The organism is Mycobacterium colombiense, from assembly GCF_001665835.1.
GTDB classification, from domain to species: Bacteria; Actinomycetota; Actinomycetes; order Mycobacteriales; family Mycobacteriaceae; genus Mycobacterium; species Mycobacterium colombiense_A.
Genome location: NZ_LZSX01000032.1, coordinates 45,837 through 65,856 on the forward strand (window position 1 = coordinate 45,837; position 20,020 = coordinate 65,856).

Sequence of the window (20,020 nt, forward strand, 5' to 3'; positions counted from 1 at the left end):
ATGCTCGGTTAGCTGCTCGTCGTCTCGGCTAGCGCAGTCAGACCGACGTCGACCACGGGGATTCGCAACCTCATCCGCGATATTACCGAGCGACCGACGACAAATGCGGCAAACATTCCGGTGATCGCTCCGACTCAATGGCCGAAAGTGCGAATTAGTGCGCCGCGGCGCCGCGGTGAGCCGTTGCCGCCCCGTCAGGCGTCGCCGGCCGTCGCGTCGGCGGTGGTTTCTTCCTCGACCACATCGACGGACGCGTCGGCCTCGCCGTCGGTCTCGGTCGCCGACTCCTGCGGCCGATCGTCGACCGCCGGTTCTTCGGTCGGCCAGTGCTCGCGCCACTCCTCTTCGGAGATCTCGCCGACCGGGGCGACGTCGAACTCCTCGGGAACACCGGCGCCTCGGCGCGCCGCGGCGATCATCCGCTCGACTCCGCGGACCGTCTCCACGAATTCCAGAACTGCGCTGCGCAGGGCACTTTCGGCGTCGACGTCGGCCGACACCGAGATCGAGGTGACGGCCCCGGGGATCAGTTCCGCGGGCAGGCCCGCTTTGCCGGCACGCGCAATGACCTTCTGCGCCAGCGCCAATGCGGGCTGCCCGGTGTGCACATCGTCCATCACCGACTTGCGCGGCTTCTCGGCCGCCTTGCGCTCTTCCCACTGGGCCAGCTGCTCTTCGAGCGAAATCGATTGTCCGGCAAGCACTCCCGGCACCCGGTTGCCCAGTTTGCGCATCAGGGTGGCGGCGACGTCGTCGATGGTGAAGGGGAACTGCGACGCGTCCTCGGCGATGCGGGCGTGGAACAGCACCTGCAGCAGCACGTCGCCTAGCTCTTCACGCAGCGCCTCGGCGTTGCCGCTGCCGACCGCGTCCAGTAGCTCGTAGGTCTCCTCCAGCAGAAACCTGCGCAGCGAGTCATGGGTTTGCTCGCTCTCCCACGGCCCGGCGGTGCGCAGCTTGTCCATCATCGCCACGGCATCGACCAGCCGTTCCCCACGCGGCGTCTCGGGCGCCGAGATCAGCCGGGCCCCGGCCGCCAACCGGGCGACGACAGCGGGGTGGTCGGGGTCCGACGACAGCAGCACCGGGGCGTCTTCACCGGAGTGCACCGGGCGCGCCGCGGGCAGCGACCACGGCACCGCGACGGGCATCTCCTCGGTGTACTGCACCTCGCCGCCGAGGTGCTCGATGGCTTCGACGGGCACCAGCGAGGGACGGCGGGGGTCGAACAAGACGACGATCACGGGCGCCCCTCCTCCTCATCGCTTCGTCCCCCGCAAGCGGGCGGTACCCCCACTGCATCGTCGCGGGCGCGGATCACGCCTGCCGCTCCTCACTTGCCATCGACGCAGGTAGTTCACTCGTTATACCAATGTCTGTCTGCGGTTTGCCCTGCAGTGCCGTCACCAGGTTGGCGACCATCTGCACCAGCTCGACATCGCGCAGTCGCGGCGCGCCCACCCCGCCGGCCCGCGGGATGGGGACCTGCACGGTCGACGTCGTCGCGCGGTAGCTCGCGGCCGGGTACATCCGCTTGAGCCGCACCTGGGCCGAATCCGGCAGCGTCATCGGCGAGAGCCGCACGGTCGACGCCGACGCCGCCGACACCTCGGTGATGCCGGCGGTGCGGCACAGCAGCCGCAGCCGCGCCACCGCCACCAGCCGAAGGGCCGGTTCGGGCAGCGCCCCGTACCGGTCGATGAGTTCCTCTACCACCGCGTCGATCTCACCATCGGAGGCCGCCGCGGCCAGCCGCCGGTACCCCTCCAGGCGCAGCCGGTCGCTGGCGATGTAGTCCGGCGGCAGGTGCGCGTCGACCGGCAGGTCGATCCGCACGTCCTTGGGCTCCTCGGCCGTCGTGACGGTCTGGCCGTCGGCGGCCGCCCGGTAGGCCTCCACCGCCTCGCCCACCAGCCGGACGTACAGGTCGAAACCGACCCCGGCGACGTGGCCGGACTGCTCGACGCCCAACACGTTGCCGGCGCCGCGGATCTCGAGGTCCTTCATCGCGACGGCCATGCCCGCGCCCAACTCGTTGTTCTGCGCGATGGTGGCCAGCCGGTCGTAGGCCGTCTCGGTCAGCGGCGAGTGCGGCGGATACAGGAAGTAGGCGTAGCCGCGCTCCCTGCTGCGCCCGACCCGGCCGCGCAGCTGGTGCAGCTGCGACAGGCCGAACGTGTCGGCGCGCTCGACGATCAGCGTGTTGGCGTTGGAGATGTCCAGTCCGGTCTCCACGATCGTGGTGCAGACCAGGATGTCGTATTCGCGGTTCCAGAATCCCTGGACCGTGCGTTCCAGCCGTTCCTCGGGCATCTGCCCGTGCGCGACGACCACCCGCGCCTCGGGCACCAGCTCCCGGATCCGGGCCGCCGTCCGGTCGATCGAGCTGACCCGGTTGTGCACGTAGAAGACCTGCCCGTCGCGCAGCAGCTCGCGCCGCAGGGCCGCCGCGACCTGCTTGTCGTCGTGCGGGCCGACGTAGGTCAGCACCGGATACCGCTCCTCGGGCGGCGTCAGGATCGTTGACATCTCCCGGATGCCGGCCAGGCTCATCTCCAGCGTCCGCGGGATGGGGGTGGCGCTCATCGTCAGCACATCGACGTGGGTGCGTAGCGACTTGATGTGCTCCTTGTGCTCGACGCCGAACCGCTGCTCCTCGTCGACCACCACCAGGCCGAGGTCCTTCCAGCGCACCCCGGTCTGCAGCAGCCGGTGCGTACCGATCACCACGTCCACCGATCCGTCGGCCAGGCCCTCGATCACCGCCTTGGACTCCGCTCCGTCGGTGAACCGGGACAGGCCCTTGACGGTCACCGGGAACCCGGTCATCCGGTCGGCGAAAGTCTGCAGATGCTGGTCGGCGAGCAGCGTGGTGGGCACCATCACGGCGACCTGCTTGCCGTCCTGGACGGCCTTGAACGCCGCCCGCACCGCGATTTCGGTCTTGCCATAGCCGACGTCGCCGCAAATCACCCGGTCCATTGGGATCGGTTTTTCCATATCCCCCTTGACTTCGGTGATGGCGGTGAGCTGGTCGACGGTCTCGGTGTACCCGAACGCGTCTTCCATCTCGGCCTGCCAGGGCGTGTCCGGCCCGAACGCGTACCCGGGGCTGGCCTGGCGCTTGGCGTACAGCGACACCAGCTCGCCGGCGATCTCGCGCACCGCGCGCCGGGCCTTGGTCTTGGTGTTGGTCCAGTCGCTGCCGCCCAGCTTGCTCAGCGCGGGCGCCTGCCCGCCGACGTACCGCGACAGCTGGTCCAGCGAATCCATCGGCACATACAGCTTGTCGGACCCGCCGCCGCGCTTGCTCGACGCGTATTCGAGCACCAGGTACTCGCGGCGGGCGCCGCCTACGGTGCGCTCGACCATCTCCACGAACCGGCCGATGCCGTGCTGATCGTGCACCACCAGATCACCGGCGGTGAGCGCCAACGGGTCAACGGTGTTGCGCCTCTTGGCCGCCAGACGCTTGCCCTCGACGGCCGCCACCCGGCTGCCGGTCAGGTCGGTCTCGGTGATCACCACCAATGTGGCGCCGGGGATGATGACGCCGTCGTGCAGCGGCCCCTTGAGCACACCAACCACGCCGGCCTTGGGTGCGGCACCCGATTCGAGCATGGCGGCCGGGGTGTCGCATTCGGCCAGCCGCTCCACCACGCGATGCGCGGTGCCGGTGCCGGGTGCGACGACGACGGCGTAGCCGCCGGTGCTGACGTGCGCGCGCAGCATCGCGAAGATGCCGTCGATGTCGTGCTGATGTCCCCGAGCCGACGGCGCCGAGCGGATGTCGAGTTCCACGGCCGACTCGTCGGACAGCTGGCTCAACGTCCACCACGGATGCCCGGCGCGCGCCGCCGCGGCCCGGACCTCGTCGAGTTCGGCGAATCCCGATCCACCGAACTGCGCCACATCGACCGGGGCGTCGGTACCCAACGCGGCGACCGACCACGACGCCTCGAGGAATTCGCTGCCGGTCTTGATCAGGTCGGCGGCCCGGGTGCGGACCTTCTCCGGATCGCAGAGCAACACGGGTGTGCGCTCGGCCAATTGGTCGGTCAGCAGCACATGCTCGCCGGGCCGAAGCACCGGCAGCAGGGCCTCCATGCCGTCGACCGCGATGCCCTCGCCGATCTTGGCCAGCATGTCGGTGACGCTGCCGGTGATGGCGGGTTCGGTGGTGCGGTGCCGCGCGGCCAGCTGGGCGGCGCGCTGCCGCACCTCGTCGCTCAGCAGCAGTTCGCGGCAGGCCACCGCGATCAGGGTGTCGACCTCGATCTCCGGGATCGAGCGCTGATCGGCGACCGAGAACATCCGCATCTCGCTGACCTCGTCGCCCCAGAACTCGATGCGCACCGGGTGCTCGGCGGTCGGCGGGAAGACGTCGAGAATGCCTCCGCGCACGGCGAATTCGCCGCGCCGGCCGACCATGTCGACCCGGGTGTAGGCCAGCTCGGCGAGCCGGGTGATCACGCCCTCGAATTCGATCTCGGTGCCGACGTTCAGCGTGACCGGTTCCACGAGGCCCAGCTGCGGCGTCATCGGCTGCAGCAGCGAACGCACCGCGGTCACCACCACCTGCAGGGGCGGACCCAGCCGGGCATCGTCGGGATGGGCCAGCCGGCGCAGCACCGTCAACCGGGCGCCGACGGTGTCGACGCCGGGCGAAAGTCGCTCGTGCGGCAGCGTTTCCCACGACGGAAAGACCGCGACGGAATCGCCGAAGACCCCGCGCAGTTCAGCGGTCAGGTCGTCGGCTTCGCGCCCGGTCGCGGTGACTACCAGCAGAGGACCCAACCGCGCCAGCGCACTGGCGACGAATAGCCGTGCGCTGGCTGGACCCACCAGGCTCAATTCGGCAGGCGAAGCGGACGCGCTGTCGATCAACTGCTGGAAGGTCGGCGCGGTGAGCGCCAATTCAACGAGCCCCGCGATCGGGGTTTCTGGGCGAGCAGCCCCCGGTGCGGTCATGATGAATTCCATTCTAGGGGCGACGCCGGACACACCGAACGACGTCAATATTGAGGTCGCCGCCGTCAAGGGATCGTAAGAAACCCACCGGCCGAATACCCGCGGGCGCAGGTTGGATTCATGACATTGCTGGACATCCTGCCGTCGCTCGGTCAGGCGGCTTCCCCGCGTTTCGATCCCGCCATCTGGCCGATCACCGCCCACCCCGACGAGCAGGGCAGGCTGTGCGTCGGCGGTGTACCGCTGGCCGATATCGCCGACGAGTTTCACACCCCGGCCTACATCATCGACGAAACCGACTTCCGGCATCGCGCCCGCCGCTACCGCCGCACGCTATGCGGCGCCGGAAACACAGTGGTGGTCTACGCCGGCAAGTCGCTATTGAGCACCGCGGTGGCCCGCTGGGCCCGCGAAGAGGGCCTCGGCCTCGACGTCTGCTCCGGCGGCGAGCTGGCCGTCGCCCTTGCCGGTGGAGTCGACCCGGCGCGGATCGTCATGCACGGCAACGCGAAATCGTCGGAGGAACTGCGCGAAGCGGTGCGCGTCGGCGTGGGACGCATCGTGCTGGATTCCGGCATGGAGATCGCCTACCTCGCCGGCCTGGCGCAACGGCGCCAACGCGTGCTCATCCGGGTGACCCCCGACATCGACATCCACGGACACCGCGCGGTCACCACAGGCGTCAGCGATCAGAAGTTCGGGTTCACGCTGCACGGCGACCGCGCCGACGTCGCGGCCCAGCGCGTGCTGTCGCACCCCATCCTCGACCTCGTCGGCCTGCACTGCCACATCGGCTCGCAGGTCGCCAACCCGGCCCTGTACGGGGAGGCGATCCGGCGGATGATCGCCGCGATGGCCGATATCCGTGCCCGGCACGGCGTCATACTCACCGAGCTCAACATCGGCGGTGGGCACGCCATCCCCTACGTCCCCGGCGATCGCGAGCTGAATCTCGAGCAGCTGGCCGACGTCATCGAGAACGCCCTCGACGAGGCCTGTGCCGCCGAGCATTTCCCGCGGCCGCAGCTCGTGGTGGAACCGGGTCGGGCCATCTGCGGCCGGGCCGGGGTGACCCTGTACCGGGTGTGCTCGATCAAGACCCAGCCGGGCGGGCGCACCTTCGTCGCGGTCGACGGCGGCATGAGCGACAACCCGCGGGTGTCGCTGTACGGCGCGCAATACACGGCCGCGCTGGCCAACCGGCATTCGCTGGGACTCAAGCGGCGGGTCACCGTCGTCGGCCGGCATTGCGAGGCGGGCGACGAGATCGCCCGCGACATCGAGCTTCCTGCGGACCTGCACCCCGGCGACCTGCTGGCGGTGGCCTGCACCGGCGCCTACCACCACAGCATGGCGTCGAACTACAACATGGTCGGGCGCCCGGCGCTGGTGGCCGTCAAGGACGGGCGGGCCCGCGAACTGGTTCGCCGGGAAACCGTCACCGACCTGCTGGCCCGCGACTGCGGCTAGTGGCGATCGCAAGCGCGGCGTAGCCGGGCGCAGCGGGTCGCCACCCTCGGGCTAGTGGCGATCGCAAGCGCGGCGTAGCCGGGCGCAGCGGATCGCCACCCTCGGGCTAGTGGCGATCGCAAGCGCGGCGTAGCCGGGCGCGGCGGATCGCCACCATCGGGCTAGCGGGCTACTCGTCCTGCAGCCGGGGGTCGGCCTCCAGGTGGGTCAGCCCGTTCCACATCAGGTTGACCAGGTGCGCGGCCACCACTTCCTTCTTGGGCTCGCGGGTGTCGAGCCACCACTGCGCGGTCATCGACACCGAGCCGACCAGCGCCTGCGCGTACAGCGGCGCGAGCCCGGGATCGAGGCCGCGACGGGAGAAGTCGCCGGCCAGGATGGAGCTGACCTGGTTGACGGCGTCGTTGAGCAGGCTGGAGTAGGTGCCCGAGCTGATCGCTGCCGGCGAGTCGCGGATCATGATCCGGAAGCCGTCGGTGCGCTCTTCGACGTAGGTGAGCAGGGCCAGCGCGACCCGTTCGACGCGCACCCGGGACCGGTTGTTGGTCAGCGACGAGGTGATGCCGTCCAGCAGCGCCGACATCTCGCGGTCGACGACGACGGCGTACAGGCCTTCCTTGCCGCCGAAATGCTCGTAGACGACCGGTTTGGACACGTTGGCGCGCAGCGCGATCTCCTCGATCGAGGTGCCTTCGTACCCGCGTTCGGCGAACAGCGTGCGCGCTATGCCGACCAGCTGTTGGCGGCGCTCGGTGCCGGTCATCCGCGCGCGCGGCGCCCGCACCTCTTTGTCCGGTTCCCTGTCCAGCACGGCCACGTCATTCAGCGTATCGGTCAACAGCCGACAAGCGACCCGCATCGTCGTCAGACTAAAGTCTTGGTGGCGCGGTCGGTCTCATCCGCCGCTCACCGTGGGTTAGCGATCCGTCGTGGTGTAATCGGCAGCACCTCTGATTTTGGTTCAGATAGTTCAGGTTCGAGTCCTGGCGACGGAGCTTCAATTGCTACTTGCGATATCCCATCGTTTTTTGCCTTCACCGCAGCTGAAGTGACACGCTTGACGGCGTGTCGGCGCTCCCGCGCGCAGCCCGCGCGGGACAAACCCAAGAGGAGGGTTGATGTCGTCTCCTGGTGATACCGCGGTCCTGGTGCTAGCGGCCGGGCCCGGCACCCGGATGCGGTCGGACACCCCGAAAGTCCTGCACACCATCGGTGGGCGCAGCATGCTGTCCCATCTGCTGCACGCGATCACCAAGGTGGCTCCCCAGCACCTGGCCGTCGTTCTCGGCCACGACCACGAACGGATCGCGCCACTGGTGGCCGACTGGGCCGACGCGCTGGGACGTCCGGTCGACGTCGCGCTGCAGGACCGGCCCCGCGGCACCGGCGACGCGGTGCTGTGCGGCCTGTCCGCGCTGCCCGACGACTACGCCGGGGTCGTCGTCGTCACCTCGGGCGACACCCCATTGCTGGACGCCGACACCCTGGCCGACCTGATCGCCTCCCACACCGCGGCGCCGGCCGCGGTCACGGTGCTGACCACGACCCTGAGCGACCCCAGCGGCTACGGCCGCATCCTGCGCACCCAGGACAACGAGGTCATGGCGATCGTGGAACACGCCGATGCCACGCCCTCGCAGCGCGAGATCCGTGAGGTCAACGCCGGCGTCTACGCCTTCGACACCGCGGCGCTGCGCTCGGCGCTGAACCGGTTGAGCTCCAACAACGCCCAGCAGGAGCTCTACCTGACCGACGTCATCGCCATCCTGCGCGGCGACGGCCTGGCCATCCACGCCCGCCACGTCGACGACAGCGCGCTGGTCGCCGGCGTCAACAACCGCGTCCAACTCGCGCAGCTGGGCGCCGAACTCAACCGCCGCATCATCGCGGCCCATCAGATGGCCGGCGTCACCATCGTCGACCCCGCCACCACCTGGATCGACGTCGACGTCAGCATCGGTCGCGACACCGTCATCCAGCCGGGGACGCAGCTACTGGGCCGCACCCAGGTCGGTGGCCACTGCGTCGTCGGACCGGACACCACCCTGACCGACGTCAGCGTCGGCGACGGCGCCTCGGTGGTGCGCACCCACGGCACCGCGTCGTCGATCGGTGCCGGCGCGACCGTCGGGCCGTTCAGCTACCTGCGCCCCGGCACCGTGCTGGGCGACGACGGCAAGCTCGGCGCGTTCGTCGAAACCAAGAACGCCACCATCGGCACCGGCTCCAAGGTGCCGCACCTGACCTACGTCGGCGACGCCGACATCGGCGAACACAGCAACATCGGCGCATCCAGCGTGTTCGTCAACTACGACGGCGAAACCAAACGGCGGACCACCATCGGCTCGCACGTGCGCACCGGCTCGGACACCATGTTTGTGGCGCCGGTGACCGTCGGCGACGGCGCCTACACCGGCGCGGGCACGGTGGTGCGCAACGACGTCCCGCCCGGAACGCTGGCGGTATCCGCGGGTCCACAGCGCAACATCGAAGGCTGGGTGCACCGCAAACGGCCGGGCAGCGCGGCCGCGCAAGCGGCCGAGGCTGCCGAGAAAGCAGCTGCTCAGGGCCCCGCGGAGGGCTCCCCACCAAAAGCCGACTAGACACCGTGAATTTGCTAGCTGGCAACCCGGCCACATTTCCGTACGATTCGCTTCGTACGATGGGGCCTTCCATCCCCCACCCCGATTTGGCGAGGGCAGTGCGTTGAGCCACGACTGGACCGATAACCGCAAAAATTTGATGCTCTTCTCCGGCCGTGCGCATCCGGAGCTGGCCGAGCAGGTGGCCAAGGAGCTCGACGTCCACGTCACCGCGCAGACCGCGCGGGAGTTCGCCAACGGCGAGATCTTCGTGCGGTTCCACGAATCGGTGCGCGGATGCGACGCCTTCGTCCTGCAGTCGGCCCCAGACCCGGTGAACAACTGGCTGATGGAACAGCTGATCATGATCGACGCCCTGAAGCGGGGCAGCGCCAAGCGGATCACCGCGGTCATGCCGTTCTACCCGTACGCCCGGCAGGATAAGAAGCACCGCGGCCGCGAGCCGATCTCGGCGCGGCTGGTCGCCGACCTGCTCAAGACCGCGGGCGCCGACCGGATCGTCACCGTCGACCTGCACACCGACCAGATCCAGGGCTTCTTCGACGGGCCCGTCGACCACATGCGCGGGCAGAACCTGCTGACCGGCTACATCCGCGACAACTACCCCGACGGCAACATGGTGGTCGTCTCGCCCGACTCCGGCCGGGTGCGCATCGCCGAGAAATGGGCCGACGCGCTGGGCGGCGTCCCGCTGGCCTTCATTCACAAGACCCGCGACCCGCGGGTGCCCAACCAGGTGGTGTCCAACCGCGTCGTCGGCGAGGTGGCCGGACGCACCTGCGTGCTGATCGACGACATGATCGACACCGGCGGCACCATCGCCGGCGCGGTCAAGCTGCTGCGCGACGAGGGCGCCGGTGACGTGATCATCGCGGCCACCCACGGTGTGCTCTCCGATCCGGCCGCCGAGCGGCTGGCCGCCTGCGGCGCCCGGGAAGTGATCGTGACGAACACCCTCCCGATCGGCGAGGAGAAGCGTTTCCCGCAGCTGACGGTCCTGTCCATCGCGCCGCTGCTGGCCAGCACCATCCGCGCAGTCTTCGAAAACGGTTCCGTTACCGGGCTTTTCGACGGAGACGCCTAGATGGCTGGCAAGCCAGACGACGCCGTTATCTTTCACAACCCACGCTGCAGCACTTCCCGCAAGACACTGGACCTGTTGCGCGACAACGGCTTTGAACCCACCGTGGTCGAGTACCTGAAGACTCCGCCGACCCGTGCCGAGCTGGTGAAGATGATCCGCGACGCGGGCATCGACGTGCGCACCGCGACCCGCAAGCGTGAGTCGCTGTACGAGGAGCTCAACCTCGCGGACGCGACCGATGACCAGTTGCTCGACGCCATGGTCGAACATCCCATCCTCATCGAACGACCCTTCGTCGTCACGCCGAAGGGCACTCGGCTGGCCCGCCCGATCGACGCGGTCCGCGAGATTCTGTGAACCGGCTCGGCCGCCGCGTGGCCGCTGCCGCGATGGTTGCGGCGGCCCTCTCCGCGAGCAGCTGTGCACCGAAACCGCCTGATTACCAATCGATCCTGTCGAAGACCCCGACGACCACGACCACCAAGGCGGCGGAGAAGCCGGTTCCCCTGTCGCAGTATCTGCAAAGCATCGGGGTGACCGGGGAACCGGTGGCACCGGGGTCGTTGCCCGACCTGACGGTGTCGATCCCGACACCCCCGGGCTGGTCGCCGTTCACCAGCCCGAACATCAGCCCGCAGACGCTGATCATCTCCCAAGGCGGCAAGTTCCCGACGGCGAGGCTGGTGGTGTTCAAGCTGAACGGAGACTTCGACCCGGCCCAGGTGATCAAGCACGGCAACGACGATGCGCAACTGTTCCAGAACTTCAAGCAGCTGGACGCCTCGGGCGCGCCCTACAACGGCTTTCCCTCGTCGATGATCCAGGGGAGCTACGACCTCGAGGGCGGCATGCGGCTGCACAGCTGGAACCGCATCGTCATTGCGACCGGCTCACCGCCCGCACACCAGCGTTATCTGGTGCAGCTGACCATCACCGGCTTCGCCAATCAGGCGGCCGCGCAGTCCAGCGACATCGACGCGATCATCCACGGATTCGTCGTCGCGGCGAAGTGATTCAGGCACGGCGACCTGCTTCCTGCACAAGTTGGACACGGGAGGTCAAGCCGAGTTTGGCATACACATGGGAGAGGTGAGTCTGCACCGTCCGCGGTGAGATGAACAGCCGGGCGCCGACCTCCTTGTTGCCCAGGCCTTCTGCGACCAGGCGCGCCACATCGTTTTCCATGGGAGTCAGCGACGCCCATCCGCTGGTCGGGCGTTTACGCTCTCCGCGACCACGTTGCGCGTAGGCGATCGCTTCTTCGGTGGATAGCGCGGCGCCCTCAGCCCACGCGGCGTCGAAAGCCGCCTGACCCAGAGCTTCTCGTACCATCGTGAGCGCAGCATCGTGATCGGTCCGGTACATGGGGAAGCGCGGGTGTTCCATGCGCTGTCGCATGGCCTCCGCTGCGCCCAACAGGCGCGCCGCGTGCGGGTGACTGTCGTAGTCGGCGGCGAGGCGGGCGAGACATTCCAAGGCGTCATCGACGTGCAGATACCCCTGAGTATGGGACGCGAGGGTGAGGGCCTTGTGAGCGTCTTGCTCCGCTTGCCCAGACTCACCTCCAGCCAGTGCGATGTACGCACGAACGACTAGCGCCGGCACTTTTTGCCAGGCCGGTGTCATCTCGACGTTCTCGTCGGCCCAGCGGCGCGCCGTGGTCAGATCACCGATTGCCAAGGCCGCCTGCGCTATCGGGTTGGTGGATCGGGTGAACACCTCGCGTAGTGGGTTGGTGTGTTCCCATGCCTTCTCGCAGAACTGCATTGCCGCAGTCCCATCGCCGGAGGCCAAGGCGGCGTCGCCCAGAACCCCGTAGACCGTGTCTTCCGAAATCCCGCCCAGCGCCTCTGCGGCGGCCCGCGCGGACTGCGCCGCGGCGCGCGCGGCGGGCCCATGCCCCTGGCGGGCCAGCACTACGCCATGCACCAGGCATCCATAAACCTGCATCACCGCGTCCCCGGCTTCTTCGGCCTCCACAGCCAGGGAACGTGCCACTTCGGCCGCTTGGGCGAGATGTCCCTGCTGCATGAGAGCGACGACCAGCCAAGTCCGGCAATTTCGTGAGTAGAACCGGTCGCCAAGCGCATCGGCGAGGTCGCGTCCTTCTTCGGCGGCCGCACGTGTTGCGGTCGGCTCACCCCCTATCGCGCCCGCCGTCGCCTGGTGGCTCAAGATTTGGCACAGGGTCCACCGGTCACCGGCCGCACGGACAAGTTCGCTCGCTTCGGCGAAGTAGGACTGAACCACCTCGGCGTGGTAGACGGCGCTCATTCCACATGTAATCAGGGCACGGATAATCAGTGCCGGGTCATCGAGCTGACGAGCTATCGCTAACGCGTCCAGCGCCCTACTCAAATCCGTTGGGAGGCCTAACCAGGCAGCGAGGAACTGGCGCTCGATCGCCGCCGCAACCCGCACGGTGGGTGCTATGGGCGAGTGCCCCTCATCAGTCAAGGCGGCGTCTAAACCCGCCACCGCCTCACCTACACGGCCGCCCCGCAACCACAATGGCTGTAGCGATAGGATTAGCCGCATCGCTGTTTCAATGTCCGAGTTCTCCCGGCTCCAACTGTAGGCGGTTCGTAGATTCTCGATTTCGCTTTGTGCCCAACGTAGTAGCGGATCAACACCCGCCAGCCCTTGAGACTCGAAAGCGATAGCCCGAGTGGTGTAGTAGTCGCGGTGGCGAGTCCGCACCTGGTCGGCCTCACCGGATTCGCCGAGTTTTTCTTGCGCGTACTGGCGTACCGTTTCCAACAGGCGGTACCGCATTTCGTCGCCGGTGTCGTCGGTCACCACGAGAGATTTGTCTACCAGCAAGCTCAATTGGTCTAGCAGCTGGTAACTTTCGACATCACTATCGGCGCCGACGGCCTGGGCGGCGTCCAGATCGAAGCCACCGGCGAACGCCGCGAGCCGTCGAAACAAAACTTGCTCCGGTTCGGTCAGTAGCGCATGCGACCAATCCACCGAGGCGCGCAGCGTCTGTTGGCGACGCACCGCGGTTCGCGCGCCTCCGGTCAAGAGGCGAAAGCGGTCATGCAAGCTTTCCACGATCTGGCCCAGCGACAACGCCCGAACCCGCGCTGCGGCAAGCTCGATCGCCAACGGCATACCATCGAGGCGCGCGCAGATCTGCTCCACCTGCGCGCGGTTATCCCCTCCCACAGAAAACTCGGGGCGGGCACGACGGGCGCGATCGGTGAACAGATCGATGGCCTCGTCCGTGAGGGAAAGCGAAGGCACCCGCCAGCTCAGCTCACCGGGCAGGCCCAACGGCTCGCGACTGGTGGCCAGGATCGTCAATTGCGGGCAGGCCGCCAGTAATTCGATGGTCATCGTGCCGCACGCGTCGAGCAGGTGCTCACAATTGTCGAGCAGCAGCAATATCTTCTTATCGCTGAAGAAGCGTACGAGGAGGTCCATGGTGGAGCGACCCGGTTGATCGGGAAGTCCCAGCGTACGGGCCACGGTGACCGGCGCCACTTCCGGGATGGTGATCGGTGCCAGATCGACGTACCAGATGCCGTCGGAGAACCCGTTACTCAGCGCAGAGGCGACTTCCACGGAGAGCCGGGTCTTTCCGGCGCCGCCGGCTCCGGTCAACGTCACCAAACGATTGGCGGTGATGACCTGTCGCAACTCTTCCATTTGCGCCTGGCGCCCAACAAAACTCGTCAACTGGGCCGGAAGGTTGTGCGAGGCAACCACAGTGCGCACCCGAAGTGGCGGGAAGCCGTTGCGTAGGTCCGGGTGGCACAGCTGCACCACGCGCTCGGGACGTGGGAGATCCCGCAATGGGTAGCTGCCCAGTTCGGCCAACCACACGTCGTCGGGCAGTCGATCAACGATCAACGATTCGGTGGCGCCCGACAACACCGTCTGCCCACCATGCGCCAAGTCACGCAGCCGTGCGGTGCGATTGATGGTCGGGCCCGCGTAATTGGCGTCGTCGCGCAGCTGAATCTCACCCGTGTGTATTCCGACCCGCAACTGGATCGGCGCCAACGGGGCGCGCTGCAACTCCAGCGCACACGCCACCGCGTCCGACGCTCGTGCGAACGCGGCCACAAAACTGTCACCCTCGCCCTGTTCGAGCGGACGCACCCCGTCGTGCGAGGCGATCGCCTCATTCACCGTTTTGTTCAGCTGGACCAGTGCGGCCGTCATCTCTTCGGGCCGCGTTTCCCACAGCCGTGTCGAGCCCTCGACATCGGCCAGCAGCAACGTCACGGTTCCGGTCGGCAGCAACTCGCCCACACGCAAATCGTCCCAGGTTAGCACCGGATTATCCGCATATTGGCTCATGTTATCCAGCATCGTCGCCCCCGCCTACGCAAAACATCAGCCAATGCGCGCAGATCCCCTTCAATCGGCGTGCGGATCTACGACCCCCACCGCGTAGATCTACGTGCCGTGGCGGATGGTCTTGGTCGCGCGGCGCCGGATAGTCGACTCAACCCGACCGAGGAGATCCCGATGACCATCGCTCAAACGGCCACCTGCCCGAACGTTTTCGACGCCGGCCTGCCCATCATTGCCTACGACCACCTCACCGATCCCGACGAAGCGCACCGCATCATCGACGACGCCCGCGAGCTTTCGCCGATCGCGATCGGCCCGCACGGACCCGAAGTCTTGAGCTATGAACTGGTCCGGACCGTGTTGCGCGACAGCAGATTCGTCACCGCGCGCGGCCTTGGACTTGACCTGCAAGGCATCACCTCCGGCCCAGTGTGGGACAGGGCGATCGCCAATATCCTCGGGCTCGACGGCGACGTGCATCATCGGCTGCGCCGGCTGGTGTCGAAGGCTTTCGCACCCCGCGGGGCGGAGCGGCTGCGCACGCTCGTCCTCGAGATCATCAACGGCTTGGTCGACCCGCTCACGGCCGGGGGACATTGCGACGTCGTCTCCGACATCGCCCGCCGCTACCCCACGCCGATCATCTGCGCGCTGCTGGGCGCGCCACCGCAGGATTGGCATCTGTTCAGCGACTGGACCGATGACATCAAGAAGATCTTCGATTGGAACGTCGCCGAAGACGGCCCGGCGATCTTGGCCGCATGGGATCACCTCGACGCCTACCTCGAGGAACTGATCGCATGGCGGCGCGCGTCACTGTCCGACGACCTGATCTCCGACCTCATCCGAAGCGAAGACGGTGGCGACCGCCTTACCCACGACGAACTATTGATGATGTGCGCGACCCTGCTCGGCGCCGGCACCGACACCACCCGCAACCAGTTGGCCGCCGCGGTGCAGGTGCTGGCCGACCACCCCGACCAGTGGGCCATGCTTGCCCAGCACCCCGAGCTGGCGGCCAACGCGGTTCACGAGCTGATGCGTTACTACCCAATCATTTTCGGCGCCGCCCGCCAGACGGCCGAAGACGTCGAACTGGCCGGCGTATGCATTCCCGCCGGCACCCTGGTGCTGGCCAACACCGCCGCGGCCAACCGCGACACCCTCGTCTACGACTCCCCGGACCGCGTCGACATCACCCGCGACGACCCTCCGGCGATGCTCACCTTCGGCGGCGGTGTGCACTACTGCCTCGGCGCTCACCTTGCGCGCCTCGAACTGACTGAAGCACTTCGGGTGATCACCCAACGCATGCCTAACCCGCGCAGAACCGGCCCGGCCCCGTGGAAGGCCATCAGCGGAATCACCGGCCCCATAACCCTGCCACTGGAGTTCGACGTCGGTACTGTTCGGGCATGACGAACTGGACCGCCGCAGACCTGCCCTCATTCGCCGAACGGATCGTCATCATCACCGGTGCCAACAGCGGGTTGGGCGCCGTGACCGCCCGCGAACTGGCGCGACGAGGGGCCACGATCATCATGGCCGTCCGCAACATCCGCAAGGGCGAGACCGCGGCCCGCCAAATGGCCGGTCAGGTCGAGGTGCGAGAGCTCGACCTGCAGGACCTGTCGTCGGTGCGCCGGTTCGCCGACGGGGTGAGCAAGGCCGACGTGCTGATCAACAACGCCGGCATCATGGCCGCCCCCTTCGCGCTGACCGTCGACGGCTTCGAGACCCAGATCGGCACCAACCACCTCGGGCACTTCGCGCTGACAAACCTGTTGCTGCCCAAGCTGACCGATCGGGTGGTGACCGTGTCGTCGATGGCGCACTGGCCCGGAAGCATCAACCTCGACGACCTGAACTGGCAGAACCGGCGGTATTCGCCGTGGCTGGCCTACAGCCAGTCCAAACTCGCCAACCTGCTGTTCACCAGCGAGCTGCAGCGCCGCCTCGTCGCGGCCGGTTCGCCGCTGCGCGCGCTCGCCGCCCACCCCGGCTACTCGCACACCAACCTGCAGGGCGCCTCCGGCCGCAAGCTGGGCGACACGCTGATGTCGGCGGTGACGCGGGTGGTCGCCACCGACGCCGATTTCGGCGCCCGGCAAACGCTGTACGCGGCGTCCCAGAATCTGCCCGGGGACACCTTCGTCGGGCCCCGATTCGGCCAGATGGGCCGCACCCAACCGGTGGGTCGCAGCCGGCGCGCGCGGGATTCGGCCACGGCGGCGGCGCTGTGGTCGCTGTCCGAGCAGCTCACGAAGACCAAGTTTCCGCTTTGAGCCGCTGACCCCATCGGTCGCGTCCGCCCGCCGAATTTCCCCTCTGAGGTGCAGATGCGCTAACCTGGCCGGGCGTCACGGCGAGGGTGGCTGGCTGGCCAGCACCGTTATCGACGGAGACCGACAATCGTCGCGATCCTGGCCGTGCCCCGAAACACGAGCGAGCACACAGGAGCGACACGATGGCCAAGCAAGCAGTCAACCAGTTGAAGGTCGCGGTCCGCGGCGAGACCGGCAAGGGTGCGTCCCGGCGAGCCCGCCGCGACGGCAAGATCCCGGCCGTTCTCTACGGCCACGGCGCCGACCCGCAGCACCTGGAACTGCCCGGCCACGACTTCGCCGCGGTGCTCCGGCACGCGGGCACCAACGCCGTGCTGACCCTCGACATCGAGGGCAAGGAGCAGCTGGCCCTGACCAAGTCGCTGGACATCCACCCGATCCGCCGCACCATCCAGCACGCCGACTTGTTGGTCGTGCGCCGCGGCGAAAAGGTCGTCGTCGAGGTCCGTGTCGTCATCGAGGGCGAGCCCGTGCCCGGCACCCTGGTGACCCAGGACACCAGCACCATCGAGATCGAGGCCGACGCCATGTCGATTCCCGAGCAGCTGACCGTGTCGATCGAGGGTGCCGAGCCCGGCACCCAGTTCGCAGCCGGTCAGATCACCCTGCCCAAGGGCGTCACCCTGATCTCCGACCCGGAGACGCTGGTGGTCAACGTGGTCACCGCGCCGACGGCCGAGGAACTCGCCGAAGAGGGCGCGGGCGAGGTCACCGAGGAGGCCGCGGCGGCCGAAGGCGAAGAAGAAGCCGAGGCCGGCGAAGAAGAGGCCGCCGAAGCCGAGTCCGAGTAGGCGGATCACAACGTGGCCGAGCCGTTGCTGGTCGTCGGCCTGGGCAATCCCGGAGACAACTACGCCCGGACCCGGCACAACGTCGGGTTCATGGTCGCCGACCTGCTTGCGGCGCGGATGGGCTCGAAGTTCAAGGCGCACAAGCGTTCTGGCGCCGAGATCGTCAGCGGCCGGCTCGCCGGGCGCTCGATCGTGGTGGCCAAGCCGCGTTGCTACATGAACGAATCCGGCCGTCAGGTCGGCCCGTTGGCGAAGTTCTACTCGGTGACGCCGGGCGACGTCATCGTCATCCACGACGATCTCGACTTGGACTTCGGGCGTATCCGGCTCAAGATCGGTGGCGGCGAAGGCGGCCACAACGGCCTGCGTTCGGTTGCTAACGCCTTGGGCAGCAAGGACTTTCAGCGGGTTCGCATCGGGATCGGGCGTCCGCCGGGACGCAAGGATCCGGCGGCGTTTGTGCTGGAAGCCTTCAACGCCGCCGAGCGGGTCGAGGTGCCCACCATCTGCGAGCAGGCCGCGGACGCGACCGAGTTGCTGATCGAGTTGGGGCTAGAGCCCGCACAGAACAACGTCCACGCCTGGTAGCCCGGCCGGCCCGGACTAGGTGACCAGGCTGACGGAGGTGGACCGGCGCAGCTTGCCCGACGGCGTCTTCGGGATGGTGCCCGGGCCGAGCACCACCACGTTGCGCGGCCGCACGTCGACCTCGGCCACGACCTCTCGGGCGACCTGGTGCTCGATGCGACGCACCTCGGCCTGGTCCTGGAAGGCGTTGGACTCCACGGCCACCGCGAACGTCTCGCGGGAGTGGCCGGCGTCCAGCCGCACCGCCACGGCGCAGCCGGGCCGCACCCCCTCGACGCGGCAGGCGGCGCGCTCGATGTCGGTGGGATAGATGTTGCGGCCCGCCATGATGATGACGTCCTTGACGCGGCCGCAGACCACGACGTGGCCCTCTTCGGTCAGGTAGCCCAGGTCGCCGGTGTCGTACCAGCCGTTCTCGTCCTGGGCCGAGATGAAGCCACCCATGGTGAGGTAGCCGGGCGTCAGCGACTCGCCGCGCAGCTCGATGACACCGACGCCGCGGGCGGGCATCACGTCGCCGTTCTCGTCGATGATGCGTGCCTCGAGGTCGCGCAGCAGCGGACCGAGCGTGGCCAGCCTGCGCGTGTTGCCCTTGGCGGCGGGCACGGCGCGACGCAGCGCGGCCAGCAGGTCGGCGTCGACCTCGTCGACCACCAGGCCGGCGTTGCACTCCGAGAACGACACGGCCAGCGTGGTCTCGGCCATGCCGTAGGCCGGCAGGATCGCCGACGGGTTCAGGCCGAACGGCTTGCCGGCGTCGAGCAGGTCCTCGACGTCGGCGGGCTCGACGGGCTCGGCGCCGGACAGGGCGAAGCGCAGGGTCGACAGGTCGAAGTCGCCGGCCTTGGCGTTGCGGCGCAGCCGCTTGGCCAGCAGCGCGTAGGCGAAGTTGGGCGCCGCGGTCATGGTGCCTTTGTACTTGTCGATGAGCTTGGCCCACAGCAGCGTGTCGCGCAGGAAGTCCATCGGCGTGACCTTGACCAGCTCCGCACCGAAGTACATCGGGATGGTGAGGAAGCCGACCATGCCCATGTCGTGGAAGCAGGGCAGCCAGCTGACCATGACGTCCTTGCTGACGTCGTACTGGGCGCCGATGAACATCGCCTCGGCGTTGGAATAGATGTTGCGGTGAGTGATCTGCACCGCCTTGGGAGATCCGGTCGAGCCGCTGGTCAGCTGCATCAACGCGAGCGAATCCTCGCCGACCTCGACGGGTTCGATGGGCTCCGCCGCGAGCAGGTCGGCGACGGTGACGACCTTGATGCCCTTCTCCTCGAGCACCGGGATGGCCACCAGGAACGGCTCGGAGACGACGACGGCCTTCGCCTCGATCATGCCGATGACGTTCATGGTGTCCTCGGCCCACACGGCCAGGTCGGTACGCGGCGTGGGCTGGTGCAGCATGGTCAGGCTGGCCCCGCGCATCCACAGGCCCTGCGCCGTCGGCGCGATCTCCACCGGATAGCCGGCGAGCACGCCGATCGCGTCGTCGGGCCCGATGCCCACGGCGGCCAGGCCACCCGCGATGCGGCGCGCGCGCTCGTGGACCTCGCCCCAGGTGTGGCGGACCGGTTCGTGGGGTTCACCGGTGACCATTCCCGTCGTCACGGACCGGGCATTGCGGTACATCTTCTCGGTAAACCTGCTCACAACAGCCTCCTCGGTTCCAGCCCTGGTCCCAATGCCCGGAATCTCATGTTCCGCTCGCCGGGTAACTCTTCGCCGCAAGCACGCAAACACAGTTGGGCGGCGGTTAGGTCTCGGATCGATGATGCGTCCGCACCCGCCGCAATGCGGCGGCGCTCGATCACCCGATAAGCACGAATCGGGCCGGCGAAACCTTGCCGGGCCCGATTCATT

14 protein-coding genes, 1 tRNA gene and 1 pseudogene are annotated in these 20,020 nt (G+C 67.9%); 10 read left to right on the top strand and 6 right to left on the bottom strand.

All coding sequences use genetic code 11. The features are described from left to right. Window positions 1-194: 194 nt before the first annotated feature. From A5760_RS06830 to mfd, 3 genes and pseudogenes are all read right to left on the bottom strand, one after another. Window positions 195-1,244 (bottom strand): nucleoside triphosphate pyrophosphohydrolase, encoded by a 1,050-nt coding sequence (locus A5760_RS06830; protein ID WP_064878982.1) that lies wholly within the window; start codon window positions 1,242-1,244, stop codon window positions 195-197. After that, window positions 1,241-1,315: pseudogene (locus A5760_RS27225) on the bottom strand (16S rRNA (guanine(966)-N(2))-methyltransferase RsmD); the annotation flags it as partial. The pseudogene A5760_RS27225 and the gene A5760_RS06830, both read right to left, overlap by 4 nt. Before the next feature lie 2 nt (window positions 1,316-1,317). Beyond that, a complete protein-coding gene (gene mfd / locus A5760_RS06835) occupies window positions 1,318-4,971 on the bottom strand; it encodes a transcription-repair coupling factor (RefSeq protein WP_196772010.1) in 3,654 nt (1,217 codons plus the stop codon). Window positions 4,972-5,091: 120 nt separating this feature from the next. Between mfd and lysA the strand changes: the two genes are divergently transcribed. Next, window positions 5,092-6,441 carry a diaminopimelate decarboxylase gene (lysA, locus tag A5760_RS06840; protein WP_064878989.1) on the top strand — a complete coding sequence of 450 codons (1,350 nt, stop codon included), beginning with the start codon at window positions 5,092-5,094 and terminating at the stop codon, window positions 6,439-6,441. Between the two features lie 169 nt (window positions 6,442-6,610). Here the strand turns inward: lysA and A5760_RS06845 are convergent, their stop codons facing one another. Beyond that, entirely contained in the window at window positions 6,611-7,204 is a 594-nt protein-coding gene (locus A5760_RS06845; protein WP_007776775.1) for a TetR/AcrR family transcriptional regulator, read from the bottom strand. A gap of 160 nt (window positions 7,205-7,364) precedes the next feature. Between A5760_RS06845 and A5760_RS06850 the strand changes: the two genes are divergently transcribed. The 5 genes from A5760_RS06850 (at window position 7,365) to A5760_RS06870 (ending at window position 11,141) form a co-directional block, all read left to right on the top strand. Next, window positions 7,365-7,436, top strand: a tRNA-Gln gene (locus A5760_RS06850). A gap of 123 nt (window positions 7,437-7,559) precedes the next feature. Then, window positions 7,560-9,044 carry a bifunctional UDP-N-acetylglucosamine diphosphorylase/glucosamine-1-phosphate N-acetyltransferase GlmU gene (glmU, locus tag A5760_RS06855; RefSeq protein WP_064878991.1) on the top strand — a complete coding sequence of 495 codons (1,485 nt, stop codon included), beginning with the start codon at window positions 7,560-7,562 and terminating at the stop codon, window positions 9,042-9,044. Between the two features lie 103 nt (window positions 9,045-9,147). Beyond that, the gene (locus A5760_RS06860; RefSeq protein WP_064878996.1) at window positions 9,148-10,128 is read left to right on the top strand and encodes a ribose-phosphate diphosphokinase; all 981 of its coding nucleotides are present in this window, start codon (window positions 9,148-9,150) and stop codon (window positions 10,126-10,128) included. Then, window positions 10,129-10,485 (top strand): arsenate reductase (glutaredoxin), encoded by a 357-nt coding sequence (gene arsC, locus A5760_RS06865; RefSeq protein WP_064879000.1) that lies wholly within the window; start codon window positions 10,129-10,131, stop codon window positions 10,483-10,485. Between the two features lie 32 nt (window positions 10,486-10,517). Continuing rightward, on the top strand, window positions 10,518-11,141 hold the full coding sequence (locus tag A5760_RS06870) for an LpqN/LpqT family lipoprotein (RefSeq protein WP_196772016.1): 624 nt from the start codon (window positions 10,518-10,520) through the stop codon (window positions 11,139-11,141). Window position 11,142: 1 nt separating this feature from the next. On the opposite strand, the gene A5760_RS06875 is transcribed toward A5760_RS06870, so the two are convergent. Next, complete coding sequence (locus A5760_RS06875; RefSeq protein ID WP_155764232.1) at window positions 11,143-14,439, bottom strand: helix-turn-helix transcriptional regulator; 3,297 nt, start codon at window positions 14,437-14,439, stop codon at window positions 11,143-11,145. A gap of 171 nt (window positions 14,440-14,610) precedes the next feature. On the opposite strand from A5760_RS06875, the gene A5760_RS06880 reads away from it, so the two are divergent. The 4 genes from A5760_RS06880 to pth all read left to right on the top strand — a co-directional run bounded on the left by A5760_RS06880 (window position 14,611) and on the right by pth (window position 18,160). After that, on the top strand, window positions 14,611-15,855 hold the full coding sequence (locus A5760_RS06880) for a cytochrome P450 (RefSeq protein WP_064879008.1): 1,245 nt from the start codon (window positions 14,611-14,613) through the stop codon (window positions 15,853-15,855). After that, window positions 15,852-16,721 (top strand): oxidoreductase, encoded by an 870-nt coding sequence (locus A5760_RS06885; protein ID WP_064879011.1) that lies wholly within the window; start codon window positions 15,852-15,854, stop codon window positions 16,719-16,721. Before A5760_RS06880 ends, A5760_RS06885 begins: the two co-directional genes overlap by 4 nt. Window positions 16,722-16,903: 182 nt before the next feature. Then, a complete protein-coding gene (locus A5760_RS06890) occupies window positions 16,904-17,572 on the top strand; it encodes a 50S ribosomal protein L25/general stress protein Ctc (protein ID WP_064879014.1) in 669 nt (222 codons plus the stop codon). Between the two features lie 12 nt (window positions 17,573-17,584). Then, window positions 17,585-18,160, top strand: a complete 576-nt coding sequence (gene pth / locus A5760_RS06895; RefSeq protein ID WP_064879017.1) for an aminoacyl-tRNA hydrolase — start codon at window positions 17,585-17,587, stop codon at window positions 18,158-18,160. A gap of 15 nt (window positions 18,161-18,175) precedes the next feature. Here pth and A5760_RS06900 read toward each other — a convergent pair whose 3' ends face one another. Beyond that, a complete protein-coding gene (locus A5760_RS06900; protein ID WP_064879020.1) occupies window positions 18,176-19,810 on the bottom strand; it encodes a fatty acyl-AMP ligase in 1,635 nt (544 codons plus the stop codon). Window positions 19,811-20,020 lie beyond the last annotated feature (210 nt).